This window comes from Pseudoalteromonas sp. NBT06-2, assembly GCF_002276045.1.
Lineage (GTDB): Bacteria > Pseudomonadota > Gammaproteobacteria > Enterobacterales > Alteromonadaceae > Pseudoalteromonas.
In genome coordinates this window covers 1-24,765 of record NZ_NQMR01000030.1, presented here as the reverse complement: position 1 = coordinate 24,765, position 24,765 = coordinate 1, and the positions used below count along the sequence as shown (strand labels likewise).

Annotated in this window: 20 protein-coding genes; 17 read left to right on the top strand and 3 right to left on the bottom strand. The window is 35.1% G+C overall.

Features of this window, described 5'->3' with window-relative positions; all coding sequences use genetic code 11:
• Positions 1 to 290: 290 nt before the first annotated feature.
• Entirely contained in the window at positions 291 to 2,303 is a 2,013-nt protein-coding gene (rep, locus tag CJF42_RS08350) for a DNA helicase Rep (protein ID WP_095366243.1), read from the top strand.
• A 1-nt stretch (position 2,304) separates the two neighbouring features.
• On the opposite strand, the gene CJF42_RS08345 is transcribed toward rep, so the two are convergent.
• The 3 genes from CJF42_RS08345 to CJF42_RS08335 all read right to left on the bottom strand — a co-directional run bounded on the left by CJF42_RS08345 (position 2,305) and on the right by CJF42_RS08335 (position 6,083).
• On the bottom strand, positions 2,305 to 4,845 hold the full coding sequence (locus CJF42_RS08345) for a sensor domain-containing diguanylate cyclase (protein WP_095366242.1): 2,541 nt from the start codon (positions 4,843 to 4,845) through the stop codon (positions 2,305 to 2,307).
• Between the two features lie 138 nt (positions 4,846 to 4,983).
• Positions 4,984 to 5,505, bottom strand: a complete 522-nt coding sequence (locus tag CJF42_RS08340) for a DUF1285 domain-containing protein (RefSeq protein WP_095366241.1) — start codon at positions 5,503 to 5,505, stop codon at positions 4,984 to 4,986.
• Positions 5,505 to 6,083, bottom strand: a complete 579-nt coding sequence (locus CJF42_RS08335) for a YceI family protein (protein WP_095366240.1) — start codon at positions 6,081 to 6,083, stop codon at positions 5,505 to 5,507. The genes CJF42_RS08340 and CJF42_RS08335 overlap by 1 nt, the downstream gene beginning before the upstream one ends.
• Positions 6,084 to 6,425: 342 nt before the next feature.
• Between CJF42_RS08335 and mraZ the strand changes: the two genes are divergently transcribed.
• From mraZ to lpxC, 16 genes are all read left to right on the top strand, one after another.
• On the top strand, positions 6,426 to 6,884 hold the full coding sequence (gene mraZ / locus CJF42_RS08330) for a division/cell wall cluster transcriptional repressor MraZ (RefSeq protein ID WP_095366239.1): 459 nt from the start codon (positions 6,426 to 6,428) through the stop codon (positions 6,882 to 6,884).
• Positions 6,885 to 6,930: 46 nt separating this feature from the next.
• Positions 6,931 to 7,878 (top strand): 16S rRNA (cytosine(1402)-N(4))-methyltransferase RsmH, encoded by a 948-nt coding sequence (gene rsmH / locus CJF42_RS08325; RefSeq protein WP_095366238.1) that lies wholly within the window; start codon positions 6,931 to 6,933, stop codon positions 7,876 to 7,878.
• A complete protein-coding gene (gene ftsL / locus CJF42_RS08320; protein WP_095366237.1) occupies positions 7,875 to 8,216 on the top strand; it encodes a cell division protein FtsL in 342 nt (113 codons plus the stop codon). The genes rsmH and ftsL overlap by 4 nt, the downstream gene beginning before the upstream one ends.
• Positions 8,213 to 10,033 (top strand): penicillin-binding transpeptidase domain-containing protein, encoded by a 1,821-nt coding sequence (locus CJF42_RS08315; RefSeq protein ID WP_095366236.1) that lies wholly within the window; start codon positions 8,213 to 8,215, stop codon positions 10,031 to 10,033. The genes ftsL and CJF42_RS08315 overlap by 4 nt, the downstream gene beginning before the upstream one ends.
• Positions 10,026 to 11,507: a UDP-N-acetylmuramoyl-L-alanyl-D-glutamate--2,6-diaminopimelate ligase gene (locus CJF42_RS08310; RefSeq protein ID WP_095366235.1), complete on the top strand. Its 1,482-nt coding sequence runs from the start codon at positions 10,026 to 10,028 to the stop codon at positions 11,505 to 11,507. The genes CJF42_RS08315 and CJF42_RS08310 overlap by 8 nt, the downstream gene beginning before the upstream one ends.
• Positions 11,507 to 12,964, top strand: a complete 1,458-nt coding sequence (locus CJF42_RS08305; RefSeq protein ID WP_095366234.1) for a UDP-N-acetylmuramoyl-tripeptide--D-alanyl-D-alanine ligase — start codon at positions 11,507 to 11,509, stop codon at positions 12,962 to 12,964. Before CJF42_RS08310 ends, CJF42_RS08305 begins: the two co-directional genes overlap by 1 nt.
• Positions 12,958 to 14,040, top strand: a complete 1,083-nt coding sequence (gene mraY / locus CJF42_RS08300; protein WP_095366233.1) for a phospho-N-acetylmuramoyl-pentapeptide-transferase — start codon at positions 12,958 to 12,960, stop codon at positions 14,038 to 14,040. The genes CJF42_RS08305 and mraY overlap by 7 nt, the downstream gene beginning before the upstream one ends.
• Positions 14,041 to 15,381, top strand: a complete 1,341-nt coding sequence (gene murD / locus CJF42_RS08295) for a UDP-N-acetylmuramoyl-L-alanine--D-glutamate ligase (protein WP_095366232.1) — start codon at positions 14,041 to 14,043, stop codon at positions 15,379 to 15,381.
• Positions 15,378 to 16,565, top strand: a complete 1,188-nt coding sequence (ftsW, locus tag CJF42_RS08290; protein WP_095366231.1) for a cell division protein FtsW — start codon at positions 15,378 to 15,380, stop codon at positions 16,563 to 16,565. Before murD ends, ftsW begins: the two co-directional genes overlap by 4 nt.
• Positions 16,562 to 17,650 (top strand): undecaprenyldiphospho-muramoylpentapeptide beta-N-acetylglucosaminyltransferase, encoded by a 1,089-nt coding sequence (gene murG / locus CJF42_RS08285; RefSeq protein WP_095366230.1) that lies wholly within the window; start codon positions 16,562 to 16,564, stop codon positions 17,648 to 17,650. The genes ftsW and murG overlap by 4 nt, the downstream gene beginning before the upstream one ends.
• A gap of 39 nt (positions 17,651 to 17,689) precedes the next feature.
• On the top strand, positions 17,690 to 19,099 hold the full coding sequence (gene murC / locus CJF42_RS08280) for a UDP-N-acetylmuramate--L-alanine ligase (RefSeq protein WP_095366291.1): 1,410 nt from the start codon (positions 17,690 to 17,692) through the stop codon (positions 19,097 to 19,099).
• Positions 19,096 to 20,016 (top strand): D-alanine--D-alanine ligase, encoded by a 921-nt coding sequence (locus tag CJF42_RS08275; protein ID WP_095366229.1) that lies wholly within the window; start codon positions 19,096 to 19,098, stop codon positions 20,014 to 20,016. The genes murC and CJF42_RS08275 overlap by 4 nt, the downstream gene beginning before the upstream one ends.
• A gap of 6 nt (positions 20,017 to 20,022) precedes the next feature.
• Complete coding sequence (locus CJF42_RS08270; RefSeq protein WP_095366228.1) at positions 20,023 to 20,817, top strand: cell division protein FtsQ/DivIB; 795 nt, start codon at positions 20,023 to 20,025, stop codon at positions 20,815 to 20,817.
• A complete protein-coding gene (ftsA, locus tag CJF42_RS08265) occupies positions 20,814 to 22,046 on the top strand; it encodes a cell division protein FtsA (RefSeq protein ID WP_095366227.1) in 1,233 nt (410 codons plus the stop codon). Before CJF42_RS08270 ends, ftsA begins: the two co-directional genes overlap by 4 nt.
• A 30-nt stretch (positions 22,047 to 22,076) precedes the next feature.
• Positions 22,077 to 23,294, top strand: coding sequence for a cell division protein FtsZ (gene ftsZ / locus CJF42_RS08260; protein WP_095366226.1), 1,218 nt, complete (start codon positions 22,077 to 22,079; stop codon positions 23,292 to 23,294).
• A gap of 123 nt (positions 23,295 to 23,417) precedes the next feature.
• Positions 23,418 to 24,329 carry a UDP-3-O-acyl-N-acetylglucosamine deacetylase gene (gene lpxC, locus CJF42_RS08255; protein WP_095366290.1) on the top strand — a complete coding sequence of 304 codons (912 nt, stop codon included), beginning with the start codon at positions 23,418 to 23,420 and terminating at the stop codon, positions 24,327 to 24,329.
• Positions 24,330 to 24,765 lie beyond the last annotated feature (436 nt).

Genomic DNA, 24,765 nt, shown 5'->3' with positions numbered 1-24,765 from the left:
TTGGAACCAACGCAACGATGAAGTGGGTTTGCTCATAAGCTCCGTCTCGGCGAGTTTAAACAGGGTTTATGTTGCGTTATTAATTTTGATAAGGGAACAACCATTATCTTCAATTAGTGCCTTACTTAAATCCTGTTTAATTTTCGCTGAAATCGCGAATTTTTAGGTATCATGGGTATATTTTGTTATATGGTACCCATGAGAGCAGTATTTTAATAGTTAATTTGATAAAATCTCGCTTCTTATTTTTTCATTTCTTTTTAGATAATAGTTCAGGAATTTTGTTCACGATGCAAATGAACCCAAAGCAAGATGAAGCTGTAAAATATATTAGTGGACCATGCTTAGTTTTAGCCGGCGCTGGCTCAGGTAAAACTCGTGTAATTATTAATAAAATTGCATATTTGATTCAAAAATGTGACTACAAAGCACGTAATATTGCGGCGGTGACTTTTACTAATAAAGCCGCTAAAGAAATGAAAGAAAGATTAAAGCAAGCTTTGGGAAAACAAGAATCAAAAGGAATTTGGATTTCAACCTTTCATACATTAGGTTTGGAGATCATAAAAAAAGAAATAAAAACTTTGGGATATAAACCGGGATTTTCCTTATTAGATGATCAAGATACCACACAATTGTTAAACGATTTAACAGAAAAAGAGCTTAAAAAAGATAGGGACCTACTAAACTCTTTAAAAATGCAAATATCCAATTGGAAGAATGAACTTATAATTCCAAAGCAAGCAATTGCAGAATCGAGAGAGCCGCAAAAGGTATTATTTGCACAACTTTATGAGCGCTATCAAATTCAATTACGTGCCTATAATGCGCTGGATTTCGACGATTTGATTATGATCCCAACTTTATTACTTGCTAAGTTTCCAGAAGTGACTTTACGTTGGCAAAATAGATTTCGTTATTTATTAGTGGATGAATATCAAGATACTAATACCAGTCAATACCAGTTAGTAAAATATTTAGTAGGTGAGCGTTCGCGTTTTACAGTGGTAGGAGATGACGATCAATCTATTTATTCTTGGCGTGGTGCTAAACCACAAAATTTAGTATTATTGAGTAAAGACTTTCCATCACTAAGATTAATCAAACTTGAACAGAATTATCGTAGTTTTCAACGCATATTAAAGTCTGCCAATATTCTAATTGATAATAACCCGCATGTTTTTGATAAAAAGCTATTTAGTGAATTACCTTATGGTGAGCAAATTAAAGTTATAGGCACACGCGATGAAGAGCATGAAGCAGAACGTGTTGTAGCTGAAATAATCTCACATAAATTTATGCAGCGTACCAACTATAAAGATTACGCCATTTTATATCGCGGTAACCACCAAGCACGAATTTTTGAAAAAGCTCTGATGGCTAACCGCATACCATATAAAATTAGTGGTGGGATGTCATTTTTTGCTAGAACAGAAATTAAAGACATTATGGCTTATTTAAGATTATTGGTTAATCAAGATGATGATAATGCATTTTTACGTATTGTTAATACACCAAGGCGTGAAATAGGTACTGTGACTCTTGAGAAGCTAGGTACATTAGCAAATGAAAAACATATCAGTTTATTTGAAGCATGTTTTGATAACGAATTAACAAATCGTTTATCGGGGCGTGGTTTTAATGCCCTGCAAGGTTTTGGTCGTTGGGTAGTAGAGCTATCTGATAATGCAGTAAGAGGAGATACCTTAGAAGCGGTAAAAACCATGATCCATCAAATTGATTATGAAGATTATTTATATGAATCATCACCGAGTGGTAAAGCCGCTGAAATGAGAATGAAAAACGTTTCTGAGTTATATAAGTGGATCACAGATATGTTAGTGGGTAACGATGAAAATCTACCTATGACCTTAGCTGAAGTGGTTACTAAGTTAACCTTAAGGGATATGATGGAACGAAATGAAGATGAAGAAGAAAGCGATGCAGTGCAATTGCTAACTTTACATGCTTCAAAAGGCTTGGAATATCCATATGTATTTATGGTTGGCATGGAAGAAGGTTTGTTGCCTCACCAAGTGAGTATAGATGAAGACAATATTGAAGAAGAAAGGCGTTTAGCCTATGTGGGGATCACGAGAGCGCAACGAGAATTGATCTTTACTTATGCTAAAATACGTCGTCAATATGGCGAAACCTCAACGACTGAACTGAGTCGATTTGTACAAGAGTTACCGCAAGCTGATTTAGCATATGAATCGAGACAACAACCGACTAGCCAGGCTGAAAGAATGGAAAAAGGTCAATCTAAGGTTGCAGGACTGAGAGCTATGCTTAAAAAATAACTTATGAATATAGGTTTTCTTTGTCATTAGCTTTATGGTGAATATATTCATATTGGCTTGAGTATAGAGTAATACCATATTTTTTTAATGATTTTTGATAATTTAAAATACTTGGGCCTTTGGCAATAACAGAGGCTTGAGTTAGATTTACAACAGCTAAAACACCTTGCAATTGAAGCTGATGCGCTTTGTTTTTTATTATTCTTTTACACATTAATGAACTAAGTAAAATAAAATCAAACTGGTATTGCGTTAAAATACTTAAATCACAACGTGTATGTCCATAGTCATCTAAGCCAATTTTGATTCCAAGATTTTTTAATTGAGTAATATTACTTTTCTGGTCATTACTGATATGACGTAAATCATTTTCATTAAATAGTAAGCATAATCTACTCAAAATGTTTAAATTTTTAAGTTGAGTAAATAATTCATGGAACAGTTTGTTTTTTAAAAGTTCAATACTACAACTGACTAAAATTGCATGTTTGCATCGAATAAAATCCCCTATCTTTGGTAATAATGATATTTCAGTCTTATGAAAGTCAATCTCTTCAGGAATGTATTGCTTGATTTGATTAAACTTTATTTTGCCAAGTGTTGGATGAAACCAAAATCTATCTATCATGCAAGCTATATGGTTTTCAGTGTTAAGATCTATAATAGCGTTCGCTTTAAAATAAACTTCATTAACGTCAAACGAGTTTAGCAGAGCGAGTTCTTGAAAGTTATTTTTACAGTTGTCGTTTTGATAAAGTGCATATTGGCCACGGCCACTATTTTTTGACTGATACATCGCAGAATCAGCATGTTTCATTATCTGATCTGTATGTTTATAGCCATAATCACTGCTGGTTATTCCAATACTCGCGCCTGAATTTATTACATTATTATTTTGTTGGAACGGGCGAGATAATGAATCAATGATACGTTCCGCGACTTCGAGGGCTTCATGGCGGTGATATATATGAGTGAGCAAAATTACAAATTCATCACCGCCTAAGCGAGCTAATAAATCATGCTCTCTAATGCATAGACCTAAAGTATTTGCTATGTGGATTAAAAATGAATCACCTACCTGATGTCCTAACTTATCGTTTATTTCTTTGAAATTATCTAAGTCTATAAATAAAACGGCAAAACCAGGCTGTGGGTGTCTTAAATGTTGATTGAGCGTTTGTTCAAGTCTTGACATAAATAAACTGCGATTAGCTAATCCAGTTAAAGGGTCATGATGCGCATCATGATATAACTGTAACTCTATTTTTTTTCGTTCTTCTATTTGCAGTTGCAAGAAGTGATTACTGCGTTGTAACTCCTGTGTTTTTTTAGTTACGCGAAGTTCAAGTTGATCATGGCTTTGTTCTAATTCAGCCATGGTTAAATGCTTTTGTAGTACATTTGCAATTTGTTGTGAAACGAAGTTAATTAAATCTACATCTCCGCCTGTATAGGAATATGTATTAGCATAAGATTGACAAGCTATAATACCAATAACACCATTTTCTGAAATGAGCGGGGCACCTAACCATGAAGTTGCTTGCGTATTTTTTGAGGTGCGTTTGATTGTGCCGAGATCAATTAATTTATTTGCTTTAGCACGGTTCAAAAGCTGTGTACTTCCTTGGTTGATCACATACTCTGAGTATCCTTGGGAAAAAACTCTTTCATGATAGTTGCCCGTTATGCTATCAACCCAGTAAGGAAATGTGAGTTTATTATCTTTTTTATCATATAAACATATGTAAAGATTTTCAGCATAAGTTATTGATTTCATAATCTGATGTATTTGAAAATAAAAATCGTCTAAGTCTTTACTTTGTGTCGCTAGTTCTGAAATTTTAAATAAAATTTGTTGCTGTTTTAATGTTTTTTTTCTATGTTCGATTTCTATTTGAAGTGCATTGTTTGTATTTGTTAGTTCAGATGTTCTGTATTTTACTTCGCTTTTTAAAGATTCTCTTTGTTTTACACGCTCGATAGCTGTTGAAAGGTAAAGAGAGATAATTTCAACTAATTCTATCTGAGAGTTAGAGTATGACTGTTCTGGATAATAAGATTGAGTCACCATAACACCAAGGATAATCTCATCTTTGTATATAGGAACGCCCAACCAGTGTTCACAAGGTGAGTCTTGTAGCTTAAATTTATTAAGTTCAGTGTTTTTGAGAATTGAATTTTTGGTGTAATATTGGGTTTTTCCAGTTTTATATACGTAACCAGTTAAACTATGAGCAAAATGGTTATCTTCAGTTAACAGAACTTTGATACTATCTTTTTCATCTATAAAGTAATTTAACTCTAATTTTTGAGTTTCTTCATTTATTAACACAACATAGAAATTTTTGCTGGGTAAATATGAGGCTAAAATTTGATGTATAGCTGGGTATAAAAGTGTCAGTTCAGACACTGTGCTTGCTTGTTCGGAAAGCTGAATAAGTGCATCTTGCATATTATGAAAATGCTTATATTTTTTAAGTAATTTTTTAAGGCGTTGGTTATATTTAATAACCTTATTTAACGCGATTGTTGAATCTTCCACTGACCCGAACCATTGTTATAATTGTTGTGGTTAATATTTGTTCAGTATAATTTCATTTTTATGAAGCTAGGTCAAGATAAAAAAGACTAAATGAGTAAGCTATAGCCTTTTTGAATAAATTATATATAAACCTATCATTTAACCTAATAAAAACAGCTCATTAGCAGATTTTATATAAAATTTATTATTAATTTTTTTTGCTAATTGGGCCCATTGATAATATACGTTTCTGCTGACTTTAGCAGTTAAGCCATGATTTAAGATTAAATAAGGCAATAGCGTACCTTTTTTACCTTCTGAATTATTCTCTTTTAAAGTTAAGGGGTGATTTTTACATAAAAGATATTTTCGCCCTAAATTATCTATACAGCATAAAACATCACCTTGTTCGCTTTTTTGCCAATTCCAGTCGGTAATTAAAAAAGGGGCATCTTCAACTTGAATTTTTATTTTTTCAACAGGAGTTTTGAGAAAATATTCATTAGACTCTTGTATTAATACAGTGGAAAATAATTTTACCATAGATTTTCTATCTATAGGACTATTCATATAATGCCACGACCCATTTTTTTTTATTTCAATTGGCATTTCACCACAATAATCAGGATCCCAAGTGTCTAGAGGTGGTGTACCTACCTCTAATAATTCACTTAAGTTCATTAATTAGCTTTTTTGAGTGTTAATACAAAAGATACTGGTATGGAATGAGTAATAGCAGGTAGTTTTGCAAGTTCCTGTAACTTATCGATACCAGAAGTTAAATTATAGTCTGATGGGTTTATGATCACAGGCATAAATGATGTAACAACAATATCGCCATTAGCGAGTTGCGTTGCTAATACTTCAATAGTGATTAGTTTGTTGATGCCATTTAATGCTAAATCCGCTTTTGTTTTTAAAATACTACTTTGTCCTTTTTTAAGGTTCTTAAGTTGACTTGACAGATCCGATGTTAAATTCAGTTTAGGAAATACTTCTGTATTAAATAAAAATTTTTGCATTCTTTCATTACGAATGGGAATTAAAGTTTCAACACTTACCAAGTTAATCTCTAATTTAAACAGACCGCCATCATTGATAGAAGCGCTTAATTTTTTAAAATAATGACTTTCACCTATGGTGTTGTTTTTGACAGAAACAAAGTTAACGCGTGATAGTTCGTTATCTAAATTCCAATGAGCAAAAGTAGCTGTACTGAATAAGCAAAGCGCTAATCCTGAAAGAGAATGTTTAAGCATGACATACCTATAGTTAGTGATTAATAAATTCTGTTTTTTAGTATAGTTGATTTTAGCTTAGTGAAAATACTCTATATAAATTAAATTGATAGTTAAAAGTATATAATATGAGCATTGGAAGGTATTTTTATTATTTATCAGGTCGTTTTTTAATTTTTTAATTATTTCACCATTAAATTCAATCGCTTTGTTTTAACCCTTATTTTTTATGGTCTAACGCTAAGATTTAACTTCTAAGTTTGCTTGACAAATATGCTTGTCAAGTCCTAAAATTGATATTCGTGGTAAATGGTGGGTAAAAGTGGTTTTTAAAGGCTAAAAAACAATAAAAAGGTTTATTTTATGTTCCGTGGAGCACATTCAGTCAGCTTAGATAGCAAGGGACGCTTGGCAATTCCAACCAAGTATCGCGAAATGCTGCATGCTGATAATGATGGCCACATGGTGTGTACAGTTGACTTACAGCAAAGATGCTTATTACTTTATTCTTTGCCTGAATGGCAAGTGATAGAAGCACGATTACTCAAGTTATCTAATATGAACCCTAGTGAGCGCAGAGTTCAAAGAGTTTTACTTGGTAATGCAATGGATTGTCAGATAGATAAAAATGGACGTATTTTGCTTTCATCACCTTTAAGAGAGCATGCAGGCTTAAGTAAAAAAATTATGCTTGTGGGACAACTCAATAAATTTGAGTTGTGGGACGAGCATATATGGCATGAACAAATGAAATTAGATATAAAACAAGAACAAGCGGGTGAATTTGAACTCTCAGACGGTTTGAAAGACTTTTCTTTTTAGCTAAAAAATAAATTTATTGTATCTGTATATAGGAATACGAACAAAAGTGGAAAAATCGACAGCAACACAAGAGCATATATCGGTATTACTTGAAGAAACAATTGAAGCGCTGGCGATTAAACCCAATGGTATTTATATTGATGGTACTTTTGGACGTGGTGGTCACTCAGGCCAAATACTTAAAAAGCTAAGTGAAAATGGCACATTACAAGCCATTGATAGAGATCCTCAAGCAATTGTATCTGCTTTGCAGTATAAAGATGATGCACGCTTTTCAATTGCGCACAATATTTTTTCTGAAATTAAATTGGTTGCGGAAAATGCGGGGATTTTAGGTAAAGTTGACGGAATTTTATTAGATATAGGCGTGTCTTCACCCCAGTTAGATGATGCTGAACGTGGTTTTAGTTTTATGAAAGACGGTCCATTAGATATGCGGATGGATCCAACTAAAGGTCGAAGTGCAGCACAATGGTTGGCTGAAGCTGAGTTAGAAGATATTGTTTTTGTGATTAAAAAATATGGTGAAGAGAAGTTTGGTCGCCGTATAGCTCATAAGATTTTAGAAACGCGAGATGAAACGCCTATAACAAGTACTGCGCAATTAGCTAAATTAATTGACGAAGCTGTGCCTGTAAAAGATAAACATAAGCACCCTGCGACCCGTACCTTTCAAGCTATTCGAATCTACATTAATAGTGAGTTAGAAGAGATCGAAACAGCTCTTAATGGGTCGTTAGATGTATTAAAACCGGGTGGTCGTTTAGTGGTTATTTCATTTCACTCGTTAGAAGACCGCATTGTTAAGCAATTTATTAAGCGTCAAAGTAAAGGTAAACCAGTACCAAGAGGTTTGCCTTTAACAGATAAGCAATTAAAGCTAGATTTGACGTTAAAATCAATTGGAAAAGCGATTAAGCCAAGTAAAGAAGAGCTTGAATTTAATTATAGGGCTAGGAGTTCAGTACTGAGAGTGGCTCAGAGATTGGAATGAATACAAAAAGTAGTGCTATAAAAAATAGCACTAGGCAGCCTAACCTCTTCAGTGAAATATTGAAAGGTTTTTTTAAAGAGAAAATAGTATGTTTATTACTTTTTCTCATTTTTATTTCTGCACTATCGGTCGTGCAGGTAACTTATGCCTCTAGGCAAGAATTGATTTCACAAGATAAATTATTGCAACAACGGGATGATTTAGATTTGCAATGGCGTTACTTACTAGTTGAACAAGAGTTTTATGCTCAGCATGTGCGTATTGAGGAAATTGCAAAATCTAAATTAGGTATGAAAAGACCACAAAGTAAAGATGAACAGGTAGTGATCTTGCCATGAGAAATGTGCAAAGAAAAAAAGTAAAATCAAACTTTCATCATGGTCGATTTATCATCGTCTGCTTTTGTATATCTATTGTTTTTGTTGGTTTGGCCGCTCGTGCTGCTTATATTCAAATTATTAAACCAGATATGGCTGTAAATGAAAGTAATAAAAGAACTTTACGTGTTAAAAAACTGCATGTTCAAAGAGGCATGATATTTGACCGAATGGGCAAAGAACTCGCTGTAAGTGTTCCTGTTGTCAGTGTTTATGTTGACCCTAAAAGATTAAATGAAGGGTTGGTAAAAAAAGTATTAAAACAAGCTAAAAAACAAGGTGAGAATATTAAATTATTAGCTGAAAATGATGCTTTATTATCAAAACGTGTAAAAGAGCATTATAAGCAAGATATTCGCTGGAAAGAGCTTGCTGATGTTTTAAGAGTAAAACAAAATAAAATTGATTATCGTTTGGTGGGCGATCCAACAAAACGCTTCATTTATTTACAACGTCAAATTACACCAGCTGTCGCTGAGTATATCAAACGATTAAAATTACCTGGCATTCATTTAATTGATGAATCTAAAAGATACTATCCGGCAGGAGAAGTAACAGCTCATGTGCTTGGTTTTACCAATATTGATGGTAAAGGCATTGAAGGTATGGAAAAGCTTTATGATAATGCTTTAACGGGTACTGATGGGCGAAGAACTTATCGTAAAGATGCTCAAGGTCGTGAAATTGAAATTTTAGATGAAAGAGAGCGGGTGGAGCCTGAATCTATTCATTTGAGTATTGACCAACGTATTCAAGCTATTGCATATAAAGCACTAAAGTCCGCAGTATTATCTTTTAAGGCAACGTCAGGTTCAGCAATGGTTGTAGATGTAAAAACTGGAGAAATATTGGCTATGGTCAACAGCCCTTCTTATAACCCTAACAATCTAAAAAATGCATTACCTCATAAACGAAGAAACCGTGCTATTACTGATTTATTTGAGCCAGGTTCAACTGTAAAGCCTTTGGCTATTTTAGCAGGTCTTGAATATGGCACCATTGCAGAAGATACGATAATTAATACTTATCCGGGTTATATGAGAGTCGGTGGTAGTATTGTTAAAGATACTCGTAATTATGGCAAGATGACTTTAAGGCAAATTATTAAAAAATCTAGCAATATGGGTGTTGCTAAAGTAACAAAAGAGCTGCCAAAAAATTTTGTAGTAGGTCTATATGAAAAAGTAGGTTTTAATGAAGATACAGGCACAAACATGATAGGTGAAAGTAGCGGTTTGTTTACACCCAGACGCCGTTGGTCTGATCATGAAATTGCTTCTTTATCTTTTGGTTATACATTGGCTATTAGTACTGCACAATTATCTCGTTTTTATGCCACCTTAGGCTCAGGTGGTATTTCCCGTCCTCTGACAATTTTAAAGCAAGATACGCCTATGTATGGTGAGCGAATATTAGAACAGAAAAATATCAATGCTGTACTTAAAATGATGGAAAGTGTTTTTGAAAGAGGTGGCACAGCACCGAATGTTAAACTTGATGGTTACCGTGTTGCTGCAAAAACGGGTACTTCTAAAAAAGCGGTAGCAGGCGGTTACGGTGATGAATATGTGAATTATTTTGCCGGTGTTGGTCCAGTGTCAGATCCTAGGTTATCGGTTGTGGTAATGGTTAATGAACCAGGTGGTGATGAATATTATGGAGCCACTACAACAGGCCCAGCGTTTACTGAAATTATGTCTGGCGCTTTACGCATATTAAATGTTGCACCTGATCTCAATACTATTGCAGCAACTAAAGTAGGAGCTAATCGTGATTGATATTAAAGAAAGTTTAGCTCTAATAGGTGTGAATTCACCTTCAACCTTAATTAGTAACCTTGTATTAGATAGTCGAGAAGTAAAACCGGGTGATGCTTTTATTGCTATTAAAGGCTATGAATTAGATGGTGCTAAATTTATATCATCTGCATTTAATAAAGGTGCAAAATTAGTAATCGCTGATAGTAAGTGTCAGATTGATAGCGCAATTGAATTATCTAAAGTAATTAAAGTCAGCCAGTTAAATAGAAAGTTAGCAAAGTTAAGTGCACATTTTTATAAAAACCCGAGTCATAAGTTACAACTAATAGGCGTGACTGGTACCAATGGTAAATCAACTATTAGTAGTATGATTGCTAATTTGGTTGCAGCATGCGAGAAAAAGTCAGCTGTAATAGGTACTTTAGGTTGGGGTAGCTTAGACGACTTAGCACCCTTGAATAATACGACACCTTCTTCTATTGCACTACAGCACATGTTATCAACTTTAAAACAAAAAAATATAGATTTAGTTGCTATGGAGGTTTCATCTCATGGTTTGAATCAAGGGCGTGTTGATGAGTGTCAATTTAGTGCTAGTGTTTTCAGTAACTTATCTCGAGATCACTTGGATTATCATGGTGATATGGCAAGTTATGCAGAAGCTAAATTACAGTTGTTTACTCGATATGAGGCAAATTTAAATGCATTTAATTTAGACGACGCAGTAACAACTGATTGGCTTAAATCGTATAAATTTAAAAATACAGTGTTATTTGGTAAAGGTGAAGAACCTTTGTCAGACCATTTATATGTTTTATTTAATGAAGTGAAATACACATCTAATGGCATAGAAGCCCAATTTATTACTAGTTGGGATGATCCTGACGTTAATAATGAAATAACGTGTCCTTTATTTGGTGAGTTTAACCTTTATAACTTAGCTGCTGCATTTGCAGTGGTTTTAGGTTTAGGTTACCCAATAAAAAAAGTATTTGGAGCTGCAAATAATTTAAAAACCATTGCAGGAAGAATGCAGCCTTTTTATGGTTTAAATAAACCAACTTGTATCGTTGATTATGCTCATACACCTGAAGCTTTAGCATTAGCATTAAAAGCATTACAGCACCATGTACCTGGCGGCGTTACTTGTATATTTGGTTGTGGTGGTGATAGAGACAAAGGAAAACGAGCCTTAATGGCTCAGGCGGCACAAAAATATTCAAATAAAATAGTGGTTACCAGTGATAATCCAAGAACTGAAAATCCAGATGATATTATCAATGATGTTTTAATTGGATTTTCAAATATGAATAACGTGCATGTGGAAACTGATAGAGGTAAAGCAATTACTTTGGCAGTGTCACAAGCATCAGAAAACGAAGTTATTTTGATTGCAGGCAAAGGCCATGAAGCCTATCAAATCATAGGCAATAAAATAATAGACTTTTGCGATAGAGCTTGGGTTGAACAGCTGTTAATAGGTGATTACTAATGATCCCAATGGATTTTAAATGGATAGCAAAAGTTTTAAGGGTGACTGAAAACCTAAAGTATATTAATGAGAATAATAAATCTGTAAGTAATATAAATACAGATACACGCACAATCACTTCAAATGAAGTGTTTTTAGCGCTTAAAGGCGCTAATTTTGATGGTCATAAATTTGTTCAGCAAGCGATAAACCAAGGTGCAAGTGCCGTTATTGTCGAAAAAGATATATTAAGTGAACTTAATACAAAAGATATTGTGCAATTTATTGTCGAAGATACACGACTTGCGCTGGGCTTACTTGGCAGTGCAGTTAAAGCCGATGTTGCACCAAAAACAATTGCAATCACAGGCAGTGTTGGTAAAACCACTGTTAAAGAAATGACAGCTAAAATTCTAAGTTTAAACGCTAAAGTATTGGCAACAAGAGGTAATTTCAATAATGACATCGGTGTACCACTCACTTTATTACGCTTAAAGCCAGATGATAAATATGCTGTTATAGAACTAGGTGCAAATCATGTAGGTGAAATTAACTATACCAGTAATTTAGTTAAGCCTGATGTTGCAACCATCTGTAATGTAGCTGAAGCGCATTTAGAAGGTTTTGGCAGTATTGATGGTGTAGCGAAAGCAAAAAGTGAAATTTTTAATGGTTTAAGTGATGCTGGTACAGCTGTATTAAATTTCGATAGTACTTATCATGATTTTTGGTTTGATAGCTTAACATCTAAAAAAATAATGCAATTTTCAAGCTCTGAGCAAAAAGATGTTTGGGCAGACAGTATCAAGTTTGATCAATTAGGGCGTGCTAGTTTTAATTTGAGCATTGAAAATGAAACCGCTTTTGTTCAGCTTCAACTACCTGGTGAGCATAATATAAAAAATGCTTTAACGTCTGCAGCACTCACCTTATCGCTAGGTATTCCTCTCAAACAAATTTCTCAAGGTTTATCTCAAATAAAGCAAGTTAAAGGTCGAGTAAATTTAATTGAACTCAATAATGACATAACCATTATAGATGATAGTTATAATGCAAATGTGCAATCTGTAAAAGCAGCTATAGATCTACTTAAACAGATACAAGGTCATACAATTTTAGCTTTAGGTGATATGGGAGAGTTAGGTGAAAATGCATTAATTTATCATCAAGAAGTAGGCGCTTATGCTAAATCAGAAGGAATAGATCAGCTTTATACTTTGGGTACTTTAAGCCTAGGCGCTCATGAAGCATTTTATGAACATAATCTTTCATATAAAAAAACACAGCATTTTATGGATAGAACTGCACTTTTAAATCAGCTTTTAATGGATTTTTCTCAACATAATAAAACTGAAAAAATAACAATATTAATTAAGGGGTCGCGCAGTGCGGCTATGGAATTATTAGTGCAAGATATTATAAATAAGAAAAAATCATGTGATCTTCAAAGTAAAATCTCAGGAGATTTCTCATGTTAATGTGGTTAGCTGAGTATTTAACGCAATATCATTCTGGTTTTAATGTATTTTCTTATCTGACATTTAGAGCTATTTTAGGTATTTTTACTGCTTTATTAATCTCTTTGTCTTTTGGTCCCAAATTAATTAAAGCATTACAACGTATGCAGATAGGACAAACAGTACGTGATGATGGACCTGAGTCTCACCTTGCTAAATCTGGCACGCCAACTATGGGCGGATTATTAATTTTAGCTTCTATCTTTACCAGTACTTTATTGTGGGCTGACTTAAGTAATAAATATGTTTGGGTAACGTTATTTGTTATTGGTTCTTTGGGGGCAGTTGGTTTTGTGGATGACTATCGAAAAGTAATTCGTAAAGATAGCAATGGTTTAATTGCCCGTTGGAAGTATTTTTGGCAATCAGTAATTGCTTTAATAACAGCTAGTTTTTTATTTTTCACACAACAGTTAGATGCCGAAACTGCACTTTTAATACCATTTTTTAAAGAGGTTATGCCCCAGCTTGGTATTTTCTTTATTGTTATGAGTTACTTTGTGATAGTTGGTACCTCTAACGCAGTTAACTTAACCGATGGTTTAGATGGTTTAGCAATAGTACCGACTATTTTAGTTGCCGCTGCATTTGCTTTCATTGCCTATGTTACTGGTCATGTAAACTTTTCAAATTATCTTAATATTCCCTACATACCTTTGACTAGTGAACTTGTTATTGTTTGTACAGCCATAGTTGGAGCTGGGCTTGGTTTTTTATGGTTTAATACCTATCCGGCTCAGATATTTATGGGAGATGTTGGCTCTTTAGCTTTAGGTGGTGCATTGGGCATTATCGCTATTTTAGTTCGACAAGAATTAATATTAGTTATTATGGGAGGGGTATTTGTTATGGAAGCCTTATCCGTCATTTTACAGGTTGGTTCATATAAATTAAGAGGTCAAAGGATCTTTAGAATGGCACCAATACATCATCATTATGAATTAAAAGGTTGGCCAGAGCCAAGAGTAATTGTACGTTTCTGGATTATTTCAGTCGTTTTAGTTTTAGCCGGTTTAGCAACGTTGAAGATTAGATAAATGACATATTTGAAGCAGTTAAAAGAAATTAATATTATTGTGCTTGGTCTGGGAATTTCAGGGCTCAGCACGGTACGCTTTTTACTGCAACATAACATTACCCCAAAAGTGGTTGATAGTCGTTTAAATGCACCCGGTTTAGATTGGTTACAAGAAAAGGCACCTGAGGTAGAAGTAAATTTAGGTGAATTAACGGAAGCTAACTTGTCACAGGCTGATTTAATCATTATTAGTCCAGGTATCGCATTGGCACAAAAAGATGTTTTTTTCGCTGTTTCATTAGGTGTTGAAGTGATTGGTGATATTGAGTTATTCGCTCGTATTAACTCAAAACCCGTTATTGCAGTGACTGGCTCTAATGGTAAGTCAAGCGTAGTAACTTTAACTGCCAAAGTATTAGAAAAAGCAGGTTTTAAAGTAGGACTAGGTGGAAATATAGGTACACCAATCTTAGATTTGTTGACACAAAATATTGATGTTTTTGTTTTGGAGTTATCAAGCTTTCAATTAGAAACAACATCAAGTCTAAAAGCTGTTAGTGCAACAGTGCTGAATATTTCAGAAGACCATCTAGATAGATATGCGGATATGACTGAATATACCCAGACTAAACATAAGATCTATGAAAACTGTGAATATGCGATTTATAGTTTGGACGATAAAAAAACTTATCCTACTAATGTGAAAAACAAACTGAGTTTCTCTGCTGAAAGTGCTGACTTTTGTTTGCTTGAACAACATGGTAAAAATTACTTTAGTGCTTCAGGAGTCGTCCTATTTGAAACTGAAAGCTTAAAAGTTGAAGGAAAGCATAATCAACTAAATGCATTAGCCGTAATGGCATTATTATCTCCTTGGAATTTAGAGTCTGTTATTTTCAAAGAAACTTTTAGTGAATTTTCAGGATTAGATCATAGATGTCAGCTAGTTTCTTCATTTAATAATGTGAAATACTTTAATGATTCTAAGGCAACCAATGTGGGTGCATGTATTGCATCTATAGAAAGTTTGGCAACAACTAGTGGTGATCAAAATATCATTTTAATCGCAGGTGGTGATGGAAAAGGGGCCGACTTTTCAACTTTAAAGCCCTACTTTAACAAATATGTGAAAAAGTTAGTTTGCTTAGGTAAAGATGCTGAACGAATATCGACTTTAAGTCATGGGGCATTAAAAGTTAAAACGATGGCAGAGGCTGTAAACTTAGCTTTTGATCAAGCCATATCAGGTGATATCGTTTTATTAGCACCCGCTTGTTCGAGCTTAGATATGTATGCCAACTTTATGGCTCGTGGAGATGATTTTTCACAATTAGTATTACAAAAAAAGGTTAACCCATGACTTCGTTTGTTAACCTAAAAAGCAAATTGCTTTTAAATAATGATAATGGAGCTTCATCAATTTATGATCCTGTCATTATTTATTGTATTATTTTATTGATAGGTGTTGGCTTTGTGATGGTAACAAGTGCATCTATGCCTGTTGCAGAACGTTTATATAATAATCCATTTCATTTTACCGTGCGCCATGGCATATTTTTAGGTTTGAGCTTTCTTTACTTGGCCGTGAGCGTAAGTTTGCCTATGTCTTGGTGGAAAAAAGCCAATCCTTATTTATTGTTAGTGGGGATCGCTTTATTAGTTCTGGTTCTCATTATAGGGAGAGAAGTTAATGGCTCAACACGTTGGATTGGCATTGGCCGTTTTAATATGCAAGTTGCAGAGATAGCTAAATTATATTTCTTTAGTTATTTAGCTGGTTATTTAGTACGTAAACGCACTGAAGTAAAAGAAAACTTTAAAGGCTTCATTAAACCAATAGCTGTATTTGTAGTTTATGCAGGTCTTATTTTAATGCAACCAGATTTAGGTACTGTCGTCGTAATGTTTGTTACAACAGTCGGCTTACTATTTTTAGCTGGTGCTCAGTTATGGCAGTTTTTTATGTTGTTAATGGCTGGTGGGGGGTTGATTGGTGTGTTAATTGTCTTTTCTCCCTATCGTTGGGCAAGGGTCACATCTTTTTGGGATCCTTGGGATGACCCTTTTGGTAAAGGTTACCAACTAGTACAGTCATTAATGGCATATGGTAGAGGTAGTTGGTGGGGCCAAGGTTTAGGTAATAGTATTCAAAAACAAGAGTACTTACCAGAAGCGCATACCGATTTTATTTTTTCAGTAATAGCTGAAGAAAATGGTTTTGTTGGTGTTTTAAGTATATTAATTGTTTTATGTGTTTTAGTTTTTCGCGCTTTAATTATAGGTAAAAAAGCACTTCAATGTGGCAAAGAATATGAAGGTTACTTTGCACTTGCTATTGGGATCTGGTTTGCATTTCAAACTATGGTAAATATTGGCGCTAGTGCTGGTATATTGCCAACAAAGGGCCTTACTTTACCTTTTATTTCTTATGGTGGTTCCAGTATGTTGATGATGACAATTGCCATAGGGATTTTGTTAAGAATAGATTTTGAAGTGAAAATGGCAACCAGACAGGCAACATCCGGAGGACGAAAAAAACAATGAATAAAAAACAACAAAAATTAATGATAGTCGCCGGTGGTACGGGTGGACATATTTTTCCTGGTATTGCAGTTGCAGAGTATTTGATAAACCAAGGCTGGCAAGTTGTTTGGTTAGGCACATCAGACAGAATGGAAGCGGAAGTAGTACCAAAATATGGTTTAAATATAAGGTTTATTGATGTTCAAGGTGTTCGTGGTAAGGGTCTAAAAAAACTTATTAAAGCACCTTTTATGGTGTTAAAGGCGATTTTACAAGCTCGTAAAATAATGAAACAAGAAAACCCAGATGTATTATTAGGCATGGGCGGTTATGTTACAGGGCCGGCAGGTCTTGCTGCAAAAACATTAGGTATTCCTTTAATTGTGCATGAACAAAATGCAATTGCAGGTATGAGCAATAAGCTATTAGCAAAGTTCTCGAATCAAGTCTTAGCTGCTTTTCCTGGGGCATTTCCTAAGATGGACTATCAAGTCGTTGGTAACCCAGTAAGAGAAAGTGTCGCGAATATTAAACATGAATTTTTACCTGAGTCTTGCCGTATCTTAGTTGTAGGTGGTTCGTTAGGTGCAAAAGTATTAAATGATGAATTACCGGCTGTATTCTCTCAATTAAATACAATTAAACCAATAGAGGTTTGGCATCAAACAGGTAAAGGTAGTTTAGGTGCTGTCAAAGAATCTTATCAAGACTTAGCACTAAATACTAAGGTAGAGCATTTTATAAATGATATTGAAGCTGCTTATGCATGGGCTGACATAGTTGTATGTCGTTCAGGCGCTTTAACGGTAAGTGAAATTACAGCGGCAGGAAAGATGGCTTTATTTGTACCATTTCCACATGCGGTTGATGATCATCAAACTGCAAATGCGGAATTTTTAGTTTCAAATAAAGCCGCATTACTATTACAACAAAGAGATTTAAATCTACAAAGCTTAGTAAAGTTATTACAACCTTTTATAGAACAACCGCAATTAATCAAAGATATGGCAGATAAAGCTAAATTATATGCACAAACCGATGCAACAGAACAAGTGGCTAATTATATAAAACAGCATAGTAATAGTAACTATGCCTGTAGAAATTAAAAAGAGATTTTAGTGAGCAGAGTAAGTGAAGTAACAGCAATGAGAAAAGTAAACAGTATCCACTTTATTGGTATTGGCGGTGCAGGTATGGGAGGTATTGCCGAAGTTTTAGTGAACGAAGGATATTGTATTACTGGCTCAGATATAACTCAAAGCCCGATGACAGACAGGTTAAAATCTGCCGGAGCGACTATTTTTATTGGTCATAAAAGTGACAATGTCAAAAAAGCCAGCGTTGTAGTTGTTTCTACTGCAATTGATGAGACAAACCCTGAAATAATTGAAGCAAAAGAAAATCGTATTCCGATTGTTCGTCGTGCAGAAATGTTATCTGAACTTATGCGTTTTCGACACGGTATTGCAATAGCAGGTACCCATGGAAAAACAACAACAACAAGTTTGATTGCGAGCATTTTTGCTCAAGCCGATTTAGATCCAACATTTGTTATTGGTGGTTTATTAAATAGTGTAGGTACAAATGCGCGTTTAGGAAAAAGCCAGTTTTTGATTGCTGAAGCTGATGAGAGCGATGCATCATTTTTACATTTACAACCTATGGTTTCAGTAATTACAAATATTGAAGCGGATCATATGGATACTTACCAAGGTAACTTTGAAAATATGAAAGATACCTATATTGAGTTTATCCATAACTTGCCTTTTTACGGTGTTGTAGTTGCTTGTATAGATTGCCCTGTTGTTACTGATTTACTACCTAGATTTGGTCGTAAATTTATTACTTATGGTCAATCAGAACAAGCGGATTACAGATTAACTGAATTTACTCAAACAGTGAATACTAGCCAGTTTAAGGTTATTAACAATTCAGGTGCTGAGTTAGTTGTGAAGCTAAACATGCCTGGTAAACACAATGCATTAAATGCGACAGCTGCGATAGCCGTTGCAAAAGATGAAGGAATTAGTGATGAAGCTATTATCCGAGCGTTAGACAAATTTGAAGGAATAGGTCGACGTTTTCAGCAATATGGTGAATTTGAAACGGGTAATGGTAAAGTGATGTTGATTGATGATTATGGTCATCATCCAACAGAAGTTTCAGCCACGATTAAGGCTGTTAAAGACGGATGGCCTGATAGGCGTTTGGTAATGGCTTACCAACCTCATAGATATTCAAGAACAAGAGATCTATATGAAGAAACAGTTAAGGTACTGACAAATGTTGATCTTTTATTATTACTTGAAGTTTACTCTGCGGGGGAATCGCCGATAGCGGGAGCAGATAGTAAAAGTTTATGCAGAAGTCTACGCCAAAGAGGCAAAGAACCTGTTTATATTGATGAGCCTTGTGAGTTACCGTTTGTTTTAAGTGGTGTATTACAAGATGGCGATATTGTTTTAACTCAAGGCGCGGGAAATATAGGTCAATTGGTGAAATCTTTAGCTCTAATGAAGTTAAATATAGAGCAATTAAAGCAGGTGAATTCATGAATGGGCAACAGTTTGGTAAAGTTGCCGTCTTAATGGGAGGAAGCTCTGCGGAAAGAGCCGTTTCATTGAATTCTGGAAAAGCGGTATTGTCCGCTTTACAAAGTGCGGGTGTAAATGCATATGCTTTTGATCCTGCAGAGCGAAACCTATTCGAATTAAAATATTGCAATACTGATCGTGTGTTCATTGCACTGCATGGACGCGGTGGCGAAGATGGCACAGTTCAAGGCGCACTTGAGTTTTTAGAATTACCTTACACAGGTAGTGGTGTTTTGGGTTCTGCATTAGCAATGGATAAAGTACGCAGTAAAGAGTTATTTAGGGCACGTAATTTACCGACAGCTAACTTTATAGCATTAGAAAAAGAGAGTTCATTTGATGTTGGACAAATAATTCATGAATTTGGTGCCGTTATGGTCAAACCTTCTCATGAAGGATCAAGTATCGGTATGGCAAAAGCAAGCACATCTGATGAACTGACAACTGCACTTGAAAATGCCTTTAAATATGATGACATTGTTTTATTAGAGCAATGGATTTCAGGAAGAGAATTTACAGTAACTATCTTAGTAAATGAAGCACTACCTGTTATTGAAATGGTAACCCCTAGAAGTTTTTATGATTATGAAGCTAAATATCAAGTAAATAGTACTGAATATTTTTGCCCAGCTAATTTATCCAAAAAAGATACCGATTTTTTACAGAAAATATCAAAACAAGCATTTGATTTAGTGGGAGCTAAAGGCTGGGGTCGTGTAGATATAATGCAAAATTCAGATAATCAGTTTTATATATTAGAAGTTAATACGGTGCCAGGCATGACTGAGAAGTCACTTGTTCCTATGTCTGCTAAAGCAAGTGGTTTGTCGTTTGAGGGATTGGTTGTGAATATATTAGAACAAACTTTAGGTAAATAAATTTAAATGAATCAAAAAATAGAATCTTTTTTAGAATGGCAAAAAAACGTGCATTGGTCACGATTCTTTGGCATGGGGTTCTTTTTAGTTGTGCTTATTACTTTGTGCCAAATATTTTTTTCAATTAGTCACTATTTGCAAAATGAACACCAAACACAAATAAAGCATGTAGCTGTATTAGGGGAGCCAGTGCATACATCAGAGCAGCAAATCATAAAAGCGATAAAGAAAGCTGATTTATCTCGCTTTTTTGATTTAGATGTTAATCAAGTTCAAGATCTTGTGATTGCACTACCTTGGGTAGAAACTGCGTCTGTTCGTAAACAATGGCCAAATACCTTAAAAGTCTTTGTTGTTGAACATAATCCAGTTGCGATATGGAATGATGATTTACTGCTAAATTCTGATGGTATTGTATTCCAGGTGCCTAAATCCACTATAACAAAAAAATTACCTAGTTTATTTGGTCCTGAAGGGAGTGAGGTCGAGGCTTTGAATACTTTCCTAGAATTTTCAGAGTTGCTTTATATTAATAATTTTGAATTAATAAGTTTAGCACTTTCTGAAAGATTCGCTTGGCAGTTTTGGTTAGCAAATGGCATAAACCTAAATTTAGGTAGAAAAGATAAGCTAAAGCGGGTCCAAAAATTTATTTATATGTACCCATATATGCTCAAACGTAAAGATGCTGAGGTAGATTCAGTTGATTTAAGGTATGATACAGGGCTTGCGGTTAGTTGGAAGGCTGCAGACTTACAAAATTTACAACAAAAAAACTATAAACAAAAGAGTAAGGCATGACTAAGTCAGCAGAACGAAATCTAGTTATCGGCTTAGATGTAGGTACATCTAAGGTGGTTGCGACTGTAGGAGAAATCACTGCAGATAACAAATTAAGCATAGTTGGTGTTGGCAGCCAAATATCTCAAGGTATGGATAAAGGTGGAGTAAACGACCTCAATCTAGTCTCAGAATCAATTCAAAGAGCCATAGATGAAGCCGAATTAATGGCTGATTGTCGCATTAGTTCAGTATACTTGGGGATATCTGGAAAACATATTCAATGCCAAAATGAAAATGGTGTTGTTGCTATTAATAATACCGAAGTTAGCTTAGATGATATTGATAATGTAATGCATACGGCCAGATCTGTGCCTATTTCCGCTGAACGTAAAATGTTGCATGCGATAGCGCAAGAATACAGTGTTGATATGCAAGAAGGTATTAAAAACCCTCTTGGTATGAGTGGTGTTCGTATGGAAACACAAGCGCATATTATTACATGTTCAAATGACATGGCAAAAAATATTGAAAAATGTGTTGAGCGTTGTGGTTTAACTGTTGACCAATTAACTTACACCGCTTTAGCATCAAGTCATGCAGTCTTAACTGAAGATGAAAGAGAGTTAGGTATTTCTGTTATCGATATTGGTGGTGGTACTATGGATTTAACCATCTATACCAATGGCGCTTTACGTCATTCTGCTGTGATACCTGTTGCGGGTAATCAAGTGACCGGAGATATCGCTAAGATTTTTCGTACACCCATTTCACATGCTGAATCTCTAAAAGTACAATATGCATGTGCAAGTAGTGCGATGGCCAGTACTGAAGATACAATAGAAGTACCGAGTGTGGGTGGGCGTCCATCTAGAACGATGTCTCGCCATACTTTATCTGAAGTTGTAGAACCGAGATTTAAAGAATTATTTGAACTGGCATTGATGGAAATTCGCCGTTCGGGTTATGAAGACCAAATTGCTGCGGGTATTGTCTTAACAGGCGGTAGCGCAAAAATGACAGGTGCATTGGAAGTATCGGAAGATATATTCCAAATGCCAGTTAGAATAGGCAGTCCTATCGGGATGATTGGATTGACGGATTATGTAGATGACCCTTCATTTGCAACAGCTGTAGGCTTATTACAATATAGCCAAACAATGCAAACTGCAAATGCCCAAAAAACATCAGAAAAAAATGATGTAAGTTGGTTGGGGAGAATGAAAAAATGGTTTCAGGGCGAATTTTAATAAATTTTTTACTCAAGTCGGAGAGTAACAATGTTTGATTATATGGAACAACACAGCGAAGAAGCTGTCATAAAAGTTATTGGTGTTGGCGGCGGCGGCGGTAATGCTGTTGAGCACATGGTTAAAAAGCAAATTGAAGGTGTACGTTTCATTGCTGCTAATACAGATGCACAAGCGCTGCGTCGTTCTTCAGCTGATACTACAATTCAGTTGGGCACACAGATCACTTCTGGTTTAGGCGCTGGGGCAAATCCAGAAGTTGGACGTCAATCTGCGGAAGAAGATATTGATGCAATAAAAGCAGGTCTTGAAGGTGCTGATATGGTATTTATCGCAGCTGGTATGGGCGGTGGTACAGGTACTGGTGCAGCACCTGTTGTTGCTAAAATGGCAAAAGAAATGGGTATATTAACGGTTGCAGTTGTCACTCGTCCATTTGATTTTGAAGGTAAAAAACGTGCATCTGCAGCAGATCATGGTATTAATGAATTAGCCGAGACAGTCGATTCACTTATTACAATTCCTAACAATAAATTACTTAAAGTTTTAGGAAAAGGGACTACACTTCTAGATGCATTCGCAAAAGCAAATGATGTACTTTATGGTGCAGTACAAGGTATTGCTGAATTAATAACCCGTTCTGGCTTAATCAATGTGGATTTCGCGGATGTTAGAACTGTAATGTCTGCAATGGGAACAGCAATGATGGGGACTGCATCTGCAAGTGGTCCGGATCGTGCTCAAGAAGCTGCTGAAGCCGCAATTTCTAGTCCTTTATTAGAAGATGTTGATCTAACAGGTGCTAAAGGCATTTTAGTTAATATCACTGCTGGTATGGATATCGCGATTGAAGAATTTGAAACCGTCGGTAACCATGTTAAAGCGTTAGCATCAGAAAATGCAACTGTTGTAGTCGGTGCTGTAATTGATCCTGAAATGAGTGATGAATTACGAGTAACTGTTGTTGCTACTGGTTTAGGTGGAGAAAGAAAAGCACAATTTGGTATTGTCGATAATGGCTTTAAAAAAGCATCAGGTTCTGATGTCGCAGCTACTCAAACTAATACTTCAGCGACCAACCCTGGAGTATTTGTACCAAACTTTGCAAATCAAACTTCTGAGGAAGTTTCATCATCAGTGAGTGCGCCAGTAGAAGTCGATTCAGCAAAAGAAACACCTGAAGCTGTAAAAGCAGAGCAGGGTGATTATTTTGATATTCCAGCTTTTTTACGCAAGCAAGCTGACTAATCAAAATCGTCAAATATAAAATATAAGTTGGTTGCTAATACAACAAGTTTGTTGTAAGTTTGGCTTGTTTATGATAGAATCTGCAGCCAAATTATTATTAATTCATTGATGAGTGAACTGCCTATGATCAAACAACGTACGATTAGTCAAGTAGTTAACGCCATTGGAGTTGGACTTCATAAGGGCGAAAAGGTTTCTATTACTCTTCGACCTGCCGGTGCAAATACTGGGATCGTATTTCGCCGTGTAGACCTTGAGCCTGTGGTTGATTTTTCAATCGCACCTGAAGCCGTGGGGGATACTCAGCTATGTACATGTTTGATTAATAAAGACGGAGTTCGTTTGTCAACAACTGAGCATTTAGTTGCTGCAATTTCATCATTAGGTATTGATAACCTAGTTGTTGAATTAGATAGTCCTGAAGTCCCTATTATGGATGGCAGTGCGCTACCATTTATATACCTTTTACAAAAAGGCGGGATTGAAGAGTTATCAGCTGCAAAACGTTTTATTCGCATTACTGAAAAAGTACGCATTGAAGATGGTGATAAGTGGGCGGAAATTGAACCGTATGATGGTTTTCATATTGATTTCCAAATTGATTTTGATCATCCGGCTATTAATGATAGTGAACAACGTATTGGTTTAGATATCACGGCGAAAAGCTTTACTGAGCAAATCAGTCGAGCAAGAACTTTTGGTTTTATGAAAGATATTGAATATCTACACGCTAATAATTTAGCTTTAGGTGGCAGTATGGATAATGCGGTTGTTCTAGATGAATTCAAAGTACTTAATCCAAATGGTTTGCGCTACCAAGATGAATTTGTTAAGCATAAAATTTTAGATTGTGTTGGTGATTTATTTATGACTGGCCATAATCTGTTAGGTAAAGTAACTGCATTTAAATCAGGTCATGATCTTAATAATAAATTACTTCGTAAACTAATGACGACTGAATCCGCTTGGGAATGGGCAAGCTTCGAAGATACAGTTACTATGCCAGCACCAGGGTTAGAAGTCATAACAGCTTAATCGAGACGTATATTTAAACGAAAAGCCAGAAGTTTAACTTTTGGCTTTTTTGTATCTAAAACTCATTGTCTTAATCTAAATACGAGTTAACGTGTGGCGAGCTGGTAGTTATACCAATACGAGTAAGTTAGTGATCAAATTTTAATAAGGATTAATTTTCAAGAACAAGACGTTTGATTGAGTAATAGCAGGCGATTAGGATTGAAAGCAACGATGTTATTGGAATATTTAGTTCATTTAAATTGAGTAATTATTTATTCGTATTATACCTATAAAGTAAAAATAAATGAATTATGATGGATGCTAGCTCAGTTCAATATGTTAATAGTTAAATTTGACGGATAACTATACTTTTAGATTGTTATTTGAACTTTTCATTATTTTTATTAAATTTTCTTTAAAAAAACTTGCGAAATTTTGTAATCTGCCTATACTG

What these genes read in the sequence shown, in the direction of transcription:
- CJF42_RS08335 (WP_095366240.1), bottom strand. Translation starts at nt 6,083, where the DNA reads ATGCTTAAACATTCTCTTTCAGGATTAGCGCTTTGCTTATTCAGTACA.
- murC (WP_095366291.1), top strand. Translation starts at nt 17,690, where the DNA reads ATGAGAAAAGTAAACAGTATCCACTTTATTGGTATTGGCGGTGCAGGT.
- lpxC (WP_095366290.1), top strand. Translation starts at nt 23,418, where the DNA reads ATGATCAAACAACGTACGATTAGTCAAGTAGTTAACGCCATTGGAGTT.
- ftsZ (WP_095366226.1), top strand. Translation starts at nt 22,077, where the DNA reads ATGTTTGATTATATGGAACAACACAGCGAAGAAGCTGTCATAAAAGTT.
- CJF42_RS08340 (WP_095366241.1), bottom strand. Translation starts at nt 5,505, where the DNA reads ATGAACTTAAGTGAATTATTAGAGGTAGGTACACCACCTCTAGACACT.
- ftsL (WP_095366237.1), top strand. Translation starts at nt 7,875, where the DNA reads ATGAATACAAAAAGTAGTGCTATAAAAAATAGCACTAGGCAGCCTAAC.
- ftsW (WP_095366231.1), top strand. Translation starts at nt 15,378, where the DNA reads ATGACTTCGTTTGTTAACCTAAAAAGCAAATTGCTTTTAAATAATGAT.
- CJF42_RS08305 (WP_095366234.1), top strand. Translation starts at nt 11,507, where the DNA reads ATGATCCCAATGGATTTTAAATGGATAGCAAAAGTTTTAAGGGTGACT.
- mraY (WP_095366233.1), top strand. Translation starts at nt 12,958, where the DNA reads ATGTTAATGTGGTTAGCTGAGTATTTAACGCAATATCATTCTGGTTTT.
- rep (WP_095366243.1), top strand. Translation starts at nt 291, where the DNA reads ATGCAAATGAACCCAAAGCAAGATGAAGCTGTAAAATATATTAGTGGA.
- CJF42_RS08315 (WP_095366236.1), top strand. Translation starts at nt 8,213, where the DNA reads ATGAGAAATGTGCAAAGAAAAAAAGTAAAATCAAACTTTCATCATGGT.
- murG (WP_095366230.1), top strand. Translation starts at nt 16,562, where the DNA reads ATGAATAAAAAACAACAAAAATTAATGATAGTCGCCGGTGGTACGGGT.
- CJF42_RS08275 (WP_095366229.1), top strand. Translation starts at nt 19,096, where the DNA reads ATGAATGGGCAACAGTTTGGTAAAGTTGCCGTCTTAATGGGAGGAAGC.
- CJF42_RS08270 (WP_095366228.1), top strand. Translation starts at nt 20,023, where the DNA reads ATGAATCAAAAAATAGAATCTTTTTTAGAATGGCAAAAAAACGTGCAT.
- ftsA (WP_095366227.1), top strand. Translation starts at nt 20,814, where the DNA reads ATGACTAAGTCAGCAGAACGAAATCTAGTTATCGGCTTAGATGTAGGT.
- mraZ (WP_095366239.1), top strand. Translation starts at nt 6,426, where the DNA reads ATGTTCCGTGGAGCACATTCAGTCAGCTTAGATAGCAAGGGACGCTTG.
- murD (WP_095366232.1), top strand. Translation starts at nt 14,041, where the DNA reads ATGACATATTTGAAGCAGTTAAAAGAAATTAATATTATTGTGCTTGGT.